The 9,870-nt window shown below is 59.0% G+C and carries 9 protein-coding genes and 4 tRNA genes; 1 reads left to right on the forward strand and 12 read right to left on the reverse strand.

What is annotated here, in order from left to right; all coding sequences use genetic code 11:
* Positions 1-15: 15 nt before the first annotated feature.
* Entirely contained in the window at positions 16-4,122 is a 4,107-nt protein-coding gene (rpoB, locus tag QCE73_RS13415) for a DNA-directed RNA polymerase subunit beta (protein WP_035511394.1), read from the reverse strand.
* Between the two features lie 122 nt (positions 4,123-4,244).
* Between rpoB and QCE73_RS13420 the strand changes: the two genes are divergently transcribed.
* The gene (locus tag QCE73_RS13420; protein ID WP_309881591.1) at positions 4,245-4,409 is read left to right on the forward strand and encodes a hypothetical protein; all 165 of its coding nucleotides are present in this window, start codon (positions 4,245-4,247) and stop codon (positions 4,407-4,409) included.
* Between the two features lie 81 nt (positions 4,410-4,490).
* On the opposite strand, the gene rplL is transcribed toward QCE73_RS13420, so the two are convergent.
* From rplL to QCE73_RS13475, 11 genes are all read right to left on the reverse strand, one after another.
* Positions 4,491-4,865, reverse strand: a complete 375-nt coding sequence (rplL, locus tag QCE73_RS13425; RefSeq protein WP_035511392.1) for a 50S ribosomal protein L7/L12 — start codon at positions 4,863-4,865, stop codon at positions 4,491-4,493.
* 83 nt (positions 4,866-4,948) lie between these two features.
* Positions 4,949-5,446, reverse strand: coding sequence for a 50S ribosomal protein L10 (gene rplJ, locus QCE73_RS13430; RefSeq protein ID WP_034473109.1), 498 nt, complete (start codon positions 5,444-5,446; stop codon positions 4,949-4,951).
* Between the two features lie 301 nt (positions 5,447-5,747).
* On the reverse strand, positions 5,748-6,446 hold the full coding sequence (rplA, locus tag QCE73_RS13435; protein ID WP_238295825.1) for a 50S ribosomal protein L1: 699 nt from the start codon (positions 6,444-6,446) through the stop codon (positions 5,748-5,750).
* A complete protein-coding gene (rplK, locus tag QCE73_RS13440; RefSeq protein ID WP_008343796.1) occupies positions 6,447-6,878 on the reverse strand; it encodes a 50S ribosomal protein L11 in 432 nt (143 codons plus the stop codon). It lies immediately after the preceding gene.
* A gap of 147 nt (positions 6,879-7,025) precedes the next feature.
* Positions 7,026-7,583 carry a transcription termination/antitermination protein NusG gene (gene nusG, locus QCE73_RS13445; protein WP_187609765.1) on the reverse strand — a complete coding sequence of 186 codons (558 nt, stop codon included), beginning with the start codon at positions 7,581-7,583 and terminating at the stop codon, positions 7,026-7,028.
* A gap of 1 nt (position 7,584) precedes the next feature.
* Positions 7,585-7,965, reverse strand: a complete 381-nt coding sequence (secE, locus tag QCE73_RS13450) for a preprotein translocase subunit SecE (RefSeq protein ID WP_008343790.1) — start codon at positions 7,963-7,965, stop codon at positions 7,585-7,587.
* Positions 7,966-7,999: 34 nt separating this feature from the next.
* Positions 8,000-8,075: transfer RNA gene (locus tag QCE73_RS13455), tRNA-Trp, on the reverse strand.
* Positions 8,076-8,142: 67 nt separating this feature from the next.
* Positions 8,143-9,333, reverse strand: coding sequence for an elongation factor Tu (gene tuf, locus QCE73_RS13460; RefSeq protein ID WP_309881592.1), 1,191 nt, complete (start codon positions 9,331-9,333; stop codon positions 8,143-8,145).
* A gap of 62 nt (positions 9,334-9,395) precedes the next feature.
* A tRNA-Thr gene (locus QCE73_RS13465) sits at positions 9,396-9,470 on the reverse strand.
* Positions 9,471-9,486: 16 nt separating this feature from the next.
* A tRNA-Gly gene (locus QCE73_RS13470) sits at positions 9,487-9,560 on the reverse strand.
* Between the two features lie 30 nt (positions 9,561-9,590).
* Positions 9,591-9,676: transfer RNA gene (locus QCE73_RS13475), tRNA-Tyr, on the reverse strand.
* Between the last annotated feature and the right edge of the window lie 194 nt (positions 9,677-9,870).

Here is a 9,870-nt window from a genome sequence, read left to right on the forward strand (position 1 = left end):
CTCTCCGTAGTCCGATTAGTTGCGGTCCAGATCGATATCAATACCGAGCGAGCGGATTTCCTTCACCAACACGTTGAAGGATTCCGGCATGCCCGCGTCGATTACGTGATCGCCCTTGACCAGGTTCTCATACACCTTGGTCCGGCCCGTCACGTCGTCCGACTTGACCGTCAGCATTTCCTGCAGCACATACGATGCGCCATACGCCTCGAGCGCCCACACTTCCATCTCACCGAAGCGCTGACCACCGAACTGCGCCTTACCACCCAGCGGCTGCTGCGTGACGAGCGAGTACGGACCGGTCGAACGCGCGTGCATCTTGTCGTCGACCAAGTGGTGCAGCTTCAGGTAGTGCATGTAGCCGACCGTGACCTTCCGCTCAAACGGCTCGCCGGTGCGACCATCGTGCAGCTGAACCTGATTCTTCGACGAGTTCATGCCGAGGTTCGTGGCGATGTCGTCCGGATACGCCAGATCGAGCGCACGCCCCATTTCCTCTTCGGTCGCGCCATCGAACACCGGCGTTGCGAACGGCACGCCTTCGCGCAGGTTCTTCGCGAGTTCGAAGATTTCGTCATCGGAGAAGCTTTCCAGCTCTTCCTTGCGGCCCGACTCGTTGTAGATCTTCGTCAGGAACTGGCGCAGTTCCTCGATCTTCGTCTGACGCGCCAGCATTTCGCCGATACGCCAGCCGAGACCCTTCGCGGCCCAGCCCAGATGCACTTCGAGAATCTGACCCACGTTCATCCGCGACGGCACGCCGAGCGGATTCAGCACGACGTCGGCCGGACGGCCATCGGCCATGTACGGCATGTCTTCGATCGGCACGATCTTCGACACGACACCCTTGTTACCGTGACGGCCCGCCATCTTGTCGCCAGGCTGCAAACGACGCTTCACGGCGAGGTACACCTTGACCATCTTCAGCACGCCCGGCGGCAATTCGTCGCCTTGCGTGAGCTTCTTGCGCTTCTCTTCGAATGCGAGGTCGAACTGGTGACGCTTCTGTTCGATCGAATCCTTGATCGCTTCCAGCTGCGCCGCTGCTTCTTCATCCGCGAGGCGGATGTCGAACCAGTGGTAATGGTCGAGATCTTCGAGGTACGGGAGGTCGATCTTCGTGCCCTTAGCGAGCTTCTTCGGACCGCCGTTCGCGACCTTGCCGTTCAGCATACGCGCGAGACGCTGGAACGCGTCGCCTTCCACGATACGAAGCTGGTCGTTCAGGTCGAGGCGATAGCGCTTCAGTTCATCGTCGATGATCTGTTGCGCACGCTTGTCACGCGTGATGCCTTCGCGCGTGAACACCTGGACGTCGATGACCGTGCCGCTCATGCCCGACGGCACGCGCAGCGACGTGTCCTTCACGTCCGATGCTTTCTCGCCGAAGATCGCGCGCAGCAGCTTTTCTTCCGGCGTCAGCTGGGTTTCGCCCTTCGGCGTGACCTTGCCGACCAGCACGTCGCCCGCTTCCACTTCCGCGCCGATGTACACGATGCCCGACTCGTCGAGACGGCCAAGCTGCACTTCCGCGAGGTTCGAAATGTCGCGCGTGATTTCTTCCGGTCCGAGCTTCGTGTCGCGAGCAACGACGTTCAACTCTTCGATGTGGATCGACGTGTAGCGATCGTCGGCCACGACCTTTTCCGAGATCAGGATCGAGTCTTCGAAGTTGTAGCCGTTCCACGGCATGAACGCGACCAGCATGTTCTGGCCGAGCGCGAGCTCGCCCAGATCCGTCGAGGCGCCGTCGGCCAGCACGTCGCCGCGCGAAACCTTGTCGCCAACCTTCGCGATCGGACGCTGGTTGATGTTCGTGTTCTGGTTCGAACGCGTGTACTTGATCAGGTTGTAGATGTCCACGCCGACGTCGCCGGCAACGGCTTCATCGTCGTTCACGCGAATCACGATACGGCCCGCGTCGACGTAATCCACCACACCGCCACGCAGCGCCTGCACGGTCGTACCCGAGTCGACCGCAACCGTACGCTCGATGCCCGTACCGACGACCGGCTTTTCCGGACGCAGGCAAGGCACGGCCTGACGCTGCATGTTCGAGCCCATCAACGCGCGGTTCGCGTCGTCGTGCTCGAGGAACGGAATCAGCGATGCAGCCACCGACACGATCTGCGACGGCGCCACGTCCATGTACTGGATGCGGTCCGGCGTGACCATCAGCGTTTCGCCCGCTTCACGCGACGACACGAGTTCGTCGGTCAGCGTGCCGTCGTCGGCCACTGCCGCGTTCGCCTGAGCGATCACGTAACGGCCTTCTTCGATTGCCGACAGGTAGTCGATCTGGTCGGTCACCTTGCTGTCCACGACCTTGCGGTACGGCGTTTCGAGGAAACCGTATTCGTTCAGGTGGGCATACAGCGCCAGCGAGTTGATCAGACCGATGTTCGGACCTTCCGGCGTTTCGATCGGGCACACGCGGCCATAGTGCGTCGGATGCACGTCGCGGACTTCGAAGCCCGCGCGCTCGCGCGTCAGACCGCCCGGCCCCAGTGCGGAAACACGACGCTTGTGCGTGATTTCCGACAGCGGGTTGGTCTGGTCCATGAACTGCGAGAGCTGCGACGAACCGAAGAACTCGCGAATCGCCGAGGAAATCGGCTTCGAGTTGATCAGATCGTGCGGCATCAGGTTTTCACTTTCGGCCTGGCCGAGGCGTTCCTTCACCGCGCGCTCGACGCGCACGAGACCCGCGCGGAACTGGTTCTCCGCGAGTTCGCCGACGCAACGCACACGACGATTGCCCAAGTGGTCGATGTCGTCCACTTCGCCCTTGCCGTTACGCAGCTCGACGAGGATCTTGATCGTCGCGAGGATGTCGTCGTCCTGCAGCGTCATCGGGCCGACGATTTCGTCACGACCGACACGGCGATTGAACTTCATACGGCCGACCTTCGACAGGTCGTACGCGTCTTCGCTGTAGAACAGACGGTTGAACAGCGCCTCGACCGCTTCTTCGGTCGGCGGTTCGCCCGGACGCATCATGCGGTAAATCGCGATGCGCGCGGCCATCTTGTCGGCGGTTTCGTCGATACGCAGCGTCGACGAGATATACGGCCCCTGGTCCAGGTCGTTCGTGTAGAGCGTCTGGATGTCCTTGACCTTCGCCTCGCGCAGCTTCTCGAGAACCGTTTCCGTGATTTCCTCGTTGGCGTTCGCGATCACTTCGCCCGTTTCCGGATCGATCACGTTCTTCGCCAGCACGCGGCCGAGCAGGTACTCCTCGGGCACCGAGATGAACTTCGTCTTGGCGTTTTCGAGGTCGCGAATGTGCTTCGCGTTGATCCGCTTGTCCTTGGTGACGATGACGTTGCCGTCGCGATCTTGGATGTCGAAGCGCGCGACTTCACCGCGCAGGCGCTCGGGAACGAATTCCATTTGCGCGCCTTCGCTCATCAGGCCGAAGTTGTCGAACACGAAGAAGTTCGCGAGGATCTGCTCCGGCGTCATGCCGATGGCTTTCAGCAGAATCGTGACCGGCATCTTCCGACGACGGTCGACGCGGAAGTACAGCACGTCCTTCGGATCGAATTCGAAGTCGAGCCACGAGCCACGGTAAGGAATGATCCGCGCCGAGAACAGCAGCTTGCCGGAGCTGTGCGTCTTGCCCTTGTCGTGCTCGAAGAACACGCCAGGCGAACGGTGGAGCTGCGACACGATCACGCGCTCGGTTCCGTTGATGACGAACGAACCCGTCGGCGTCATGAGCGGAATTTCGCCCATGTATACTTCCTGCTCTTTCACTTCCTTGACGACCGGCTTGCTCGGCGACTCCTTATCGAGCAGAACCAGGCGCACTTTTGCGCGCAACGCCGAGCAGTACGTCAGGCCGCGCTGCTGGCATTCCTTGATGTTGAATGCGGGCGACGACAGCATGTAGCTGACGAACTCGAGCCGCGCGAAACCGTTGTGCGAAACGATGGGGAAAACTGACGTGAACGCAGCCTGCAAGCCTTCTGACTTGCGCTGCGACGACGACGTGTCTGCTTGCAGAAACGTCTGGAATGATTCAAGCTGGGTCGCCAGCAAAAAGGGAACTTGGTGAACGATGGGGCGCTTCGCGAAACTCTTGCGAATACGCTTCTTCTCGGTGAAGGAATATTGCATACGATCTCCGAATCACGGCGGGTGTTACCGAGGCGGGATACCTCGGTGTCACAGCCCGGTGTTCACCGACTGAGACCCGCGCACATGTCCGGGGAGGACGCGCGAGCCTAGAAGCTTGGTGGTTGGCCGCTACCAACCGCTGGCTGACGGCAGCGGATGCCTGTGTTTCCCGCTACCCGACCAAACTTGCCTTCTGCAGTCGCTTCAGAAGACAAAGCGAACCGCCGGAAATTCATACCGATCCGACCGTTCGCTTTGGCTTCTATGAGGACTTTTATACCTGCTGACAGGCATCAAAACTCGGTCCCCACAAAGCACAAAAAGGCCGGCGGTGGAAAACCGCCAGCCTTCGCACGGCGCAATGAAACTTACTTGATTTCAGCCTTCGCGCCTGCTTCTTCCAGCTTCTTCTTCGCTTCTTCAGCAGCAGCCTTCGGCACCGCTTCCTTCACGGGCTTCGGTGCGCCGTCGACCAGGTCCTTCGCTTCTTTCAGGCCGAGACCCGTCAGTTCACGAACAGCCTTAATCACGGAAACCTTGTTTGCGCCGACTTCGAGCAGGTTCACGGTGAACTCGGTTTGCTCTTCGACAGCAGCAGCTGCGCCGCCACCAGCCGGGCCAGCAACTGCGACAGCAGCAGCCGACACGCCAAACTTCTCTTCGAACGCCTTGACCAGTTCGTTCAGTTCGAGAACCGACATCGAGCCAACGGCTTCCAGGATGTCTTCTTTTGCGATTGCCATTTGAAATACTCCTAAATTGAATTCGGATCGAGCTAGCGATCTAGCTAATACCTAACTGAGCAACTGGTGCCCAAGTGCGTGCGTTATGCAGCTTCGCCTTGTTTCTTTTCGGCGAGCGCGGCCAAAGCGCGCGCGAAGCCGGAAACAGGTGCTTGCATGACGAACAGCAGCTTGGAGAGCAGTTCTTCGCGGCTCGGGATGTTGGCCAGCGCTTGCACGCCTGCCTTGTCCATCACATTGCCTTCGTAGGAACCAGCCTTGATGATCAACTTGTCATTGCTCTTGCCGAAGTCGTTGACGACCTTGGCAGCGGCAATGGCATCTTCCGAGATGCCGTAGATCAGAGGACCGGTCATCTGCTCGGCCAGCGGAGCGAACGGGGTACCTTCGACAGCGCGACGCGCCAGCGTGTTCTTCAACACGCGCAGATACACCTGTTGCTCACGCGCTTTCGCGCGCAGCTTGGTCAGATCGCCAACCGTGATCCCACGATACTCAGCGAGCACCATCGTCTGAGCCTTCGCGACTTGCGCGGCGACTTCAGCGACGACTGCCTGCTTATCTTCTTTGTTCAGTGGCACGGTTAAACCTCCAGATTCGATGCACTCGGGCCACAACCCTCATGCACCACGTTCAACAACGGCGTCCGACTGTTAGGAGTATTTCGATCGATCGGTGATCATTCAGGATGATCGACAACCGACTTCAACCACTGCAAAACTGTTTCGGGTTCGCCATCTGCGTTGGCTTGAATTAAGGTGCTGCCTGCTTGCTGCATCACCACCAACGGTCTTTGACAACCGGTTGCTCGACCCGGAACCGCAATCTTGCAACCGCCCAAAGCCCTTTAACGGCGCGACCTTGCGGCCACGCCACAAATTCTTATTGTTGCGCCAGCGTGGCTTGATCCACGCGAACGCCGACACCCATCGTGCTCGACACAGCGATCTTGCGCAGATACACACCCTTGCTCGTCGCCGGCTTCGCCTTTTGCAGCGCTTCGATGAGCGCAGCCAGGTTTTGACGCAGCGATGCCGGTTCGAACGATGCGCGACCGATCGTGCCGTGGATGATACCGGCCTTGTCGACGCGGAACTGAACCTGACCCGCCTTTGCGTTCTTGACTGCTTGAGCAACGTCCGGCGTGACGGTGCCAACCTTCGGATTCGGCATGAGACCACGCGGACCGAGGATCTGACCCAGCGTACCAACGACACGCATCGTATCCGGCGAAGCGATCACGACGTCAAAGTTCAGATTGCCTGCCTTGACTTGCTCGGCCAGGTCTTCCATGCCGACCACGTCTGCACCAGCTGCACGAGCTTGCTCGGCCTTGTCGCCTTGAGCGAACACTGCCACGCGAACCGACTTGCCGGTACCAGCCGGCAAAACGACGGAACCACGAACGACTTGGTCAGACTTCTTCGCGTCGATGCCGAGCTGAACTGCGACGTCGATCGATTCGTCAAACTTCGCGCTCGCGCATTCCTTGACGAGAGCCAGAGCGTCCTCGATCGCGTACAGCTTTTGACGATCAACCTTGCTCGCGAATGCCTGAAGGCGCTTAGAAAGCTTAGCCATTTACACGCCCTCCACAGTGATGCCCATCGAACGCGCGCTGCCGGCGATCGTCCGCACGGCGGCATCCAGATCAGCTGCCGTAAGATCCGGCATCTTGGTCTTCGCGATTTCTTCCGCTTGAGCGCGGGTGATGTTGCCGACCTTGTCGGTATGCGGCTTGCTCGAACCCTTTTGCACAGCGGCCGCCTTCTTGATCAGAACGGTAGCCGGCGGCGTCTTCATGATGAAGGTGAAGCTCTTGTCTGCAAATGCCGTAATAACGACCGGCACCGGCAGACCCGGCTCCATACCTTGAGTCTGCGCGTTGAACGCCTTGCAGAACTCCATGATGTTCAGGCCACGCTGGCCCAGTGCCGGACCGACCGGCGGCGACGGGTTGGCTTTACCTGCAGGAATCTGCAGTTTGATAAAGCCGATGATTTTCTTTGCCATGTTGAAAACCTCTGCTGGACGCTTGAGCGTCCGATGAGTGATAGCGCGCGTTTGCCGTTGCCGGCTACTGACGCTCCTCAACGGTCATGATGCGGACCGTAAGCGCGAATCGCGCGATGACTCGGAAGCCACGCGCGATGAATTCAATTAGAGCTTTTCGACCTGACCGAACTCGAGTTCGACAGGTGTCGAGCGCCCGAAAATCGTGACGGAGACACGAACTCGAGACTTTTCGTAGTTCACTTCCTCGACGTTGCCATTGAAGTCGGTGAACGGACCTTCCTTCACGCGGACCATTTCGCCCACCTCGAACAGCGTCTTCGGCCGCGGCTTCTCGACGCCCTCCTGCATCTGCGACATGATCTTTTCGACTTCACGCGGCGAAATGGGACTCGGGCGGTTACGCGCGCCACCGACGAAACCCGTCACCTTGGCCGTATTCTTGACCAGATGCCATGTTTCGTCCGTCATTTCCATCTCGACCAGGACATAGCCCGGGAAGAAACGACGCTCTGTGACCGACTTGTGACCGCCTTTTACTTCAACAACTTCTTCCGTCGGGACAAGAATCTGACCGAATTGATCTTGCATTCCCGCACGGTCAATGCGCTCCTGAAGCGCACGTTGCACGCTCTTCTCCATGCCGGAGTAGGCGTGCACCACATACCAACGCTTTCCACTCGGGGATGCCGGAGTATCGCTCATATCATTTCCAACCCAGAATCGCCGAGAAAATCACCCATTCGATCGACTTATCGCTAAGCCAGAGAAAAATGGCCATGATCAGAACAAACGCGAAGACCACCAGAGTCGTCTGAGTGGCCTCTTTGCGAGTTGGCCAGACAACCTTGCGGACTTCCTTGTACGAGTCCTTGGCGAACGCGATGAACCCTTTGCCCGGCGCAGAGAGAAGACCGACTGCGACACCCGCGATGACACCGACAGCAAGCGCTGCGCCGCGGACGTACCATTCTTGGCCCGAGAGCCAGAAGAACCCAACGAACCCGGCCAAGACCAACAATACGCCCGCCACCAACATCAACTTGTCGCCGGAGGTATTTACAGTTTCGACGGAAGGATTCGCCATAACACCTTAAACAGCGCCACTTGGCGCGAGAAGTTGGCAGGGGCAGAGGGAATCGAACCCCCAACCTTCGGTTTTGGAGACCGACGCTCTGCCAGTTGAGCTATACCCCTAAACCATTTGGGGTCGACGGACTTCGCCGACCCCGAAACCACTAACTATCGAGAAGATTTCTGGCTCTTACTCGATAATCTTTGCCACGACACCGGCGCCGACGGTACGGCCGCCTTCGCGAATGGCGAAGCGCAGACCTTCTTCCATGGCGATCGGAGCGATCAGCTTCACCGTGATCGACACGTTGTCGCCCGGCATCACCATTTCCTTGTCCTTCGGCAGCTCGATCGAGCCCGTCACGTCCGTCGTACGGAAGTAGAACTGCGGACGGTAGTTGTTGAAGAACGGCGTGTGACGGCCGCCTTCGTCCTTGCTCAGCACGTACACTTCAGCCGTGAAGTGCGTGTGCGGCGTGATCGAACCCGGCTTCGACAGTACTTGGCCGCGCTCCACGTCTTCACGCTTCGTGCCGCGCAGCAGGATACCGACGTTGTCGCCCGCTTGACCTTGGTCGAGCAGCTTGCGGAACATTTCCACGCCCGTGCAGGTCGTCTTCACCGTCGGCTTGATACCGACGATTTCGATTTCCTCGCCGACCTTCACTACGCCGCGCTCGATACGACCCGTCACCACCGTGCCACGACCCGAGATCGAGAACACGTCTTCCACCGGCATCAGGAACGAACCGTCCACTGCGCGCTCCGGCGTCGGGATGTACGTGTCCAGTGCGTCAGCCAGGTTCATGATCGCCACTTCGCCCAGCTCGCCCGTGTCGCCTTCCAGCGCCAGCTTGGCCGAACCCTTGATGATCGGGGTATCGTCGCCCGGGAAGTCGTACTTCGAAAGAAGCTCACGCACTTCCATTTCGACGAGCTCGAGCAGTTCGGCGTCGTCCACCATGTCGCACTTGTTCAGGAACACGATGATGTACGGCACGCCAACCTGACGGGCCAGCAGGATGTGCTCACGCGTTTGCGGCATCGGGCCGTCAGCGGCCGAGCACACCAGGATTGCGCCGTCCATCTGCGCCGCGCCCGTGATCATGTTCTTCACATAGTCAGCGTGGCCCGGGCAGTCGACGTGTGCGTAGTGGCGGTTAGCCGTTTCGTACTCGACGTGCGCGGTGTTGATCGTGATACCACGCGCCTTTTCTTCCGGCGCTGCGTCGATCTGGTCATACGCCTTGGCTTCGCCGCCGAACTTCTGCGTGAGAACCGTCGTGATCGCTGCCGTCAGCGTGGTCTTGCCGTGGTCAACGTGACCGATCGTGCCCACGTTCACGTGCGGCTTGGTCCGCTCGAATTTACCTTTGGCCATTTTCGACTCCTAACAGGATTTTCGCACCTTGCGCCGCGCGCAACTTACTAGACTGATACAACTGGTGCCCATGGGCAGGATCGAACTGCCGACCTCTCCCTTACCAAGGGAGTGCTCTACCACTGAGCCACATGGGCACTACAAAACAGGTACTGGAGCGGGTGAAGGGAATCGAACCCTCGTCATAAGCTTGGAAGGCTTCTGCTCTACCATTGAGCTACACCCGCGAGGGCCGGATTCCCTTACCGCTTGAATTCTGGTGGAGGAGGTTGGATTCGAACCAACGTAGGCGTAAGCCAACAGATTTACAGTCTGCCCCCTTTAGCCACTCGGGCACCCCTCCGCAGAGAACTATCGATTATGGGGTAACAACACGCCATTGTCAAGCGTTTCTTACGCTCCGAAACATTCGATGCTCTCACCTATAGGTGAAAACAGAAACGCAAAAACCCCACCTTTATGGGGTGGGGTTTTTGTTTTTAGCATGAGGAGCCTGACGATTACCTACTTTCACACGGGTGATCCGCACTATCATCG

Source organism: Caballeronia sp. LZ029 (genome assembly GCF_031451275.1).
In the GTDB taxonomy this organism is placed as follows: Bacteria; Pseudomonadota; Gammaproteobacteria; order Burkholderiales; family Burkholderiaceae; genus Caballeronia; species Caballeronia jiangsuensis.

Coding starts and splice junctions, on each gene's coding strand:
- rplL (WP_035511392.1), bottom strand. CDS start 4,865: ATGGCAATCGCAAAAGAAGACATCCTGGAAGCCGTTGGCTCGATGTCG.
- rplK (WP_008343796.1), bottom strand. CDS start 6,878: ATGGCAAAGAAAATCATCGGCTTTATCAAACTGCAGATTCCTGCAGGT.
- tuf (WP_309881592.1), bottom strand. CDS start 9,333: ATGGCCAAAGGTAAATTCGAGCGGACCAAGCCGCACGTGAACGTGGGC.
- nusG (WP_187609765.1), bottom strand. CDS start 7,583: ATGAGCGATACTCCGGCATCCCCGAGTGGAAAGCGTTGGTATGTGGTG.
- rplA (WP_238295825.1), bottom strand. CDS start 6,446: ATGGCTAAGCTTTCTAAGCGCCTTCAGGCATTCGCGAGCAAGGTTGAT.
- rpoB (WP_035511394.1), bottom strand. CDS start 4,122: ATGCAATATTCCTTCACCGAGAAGAAGCGTATTCGCAAGAGTTTCGCG.
- secE (WP_008343790.1), bottom strand. CDS start 7,965: ATGGCGAATCCTTCCGTCGAAACTGTAAATACCTCCGGCGACAAGTTG.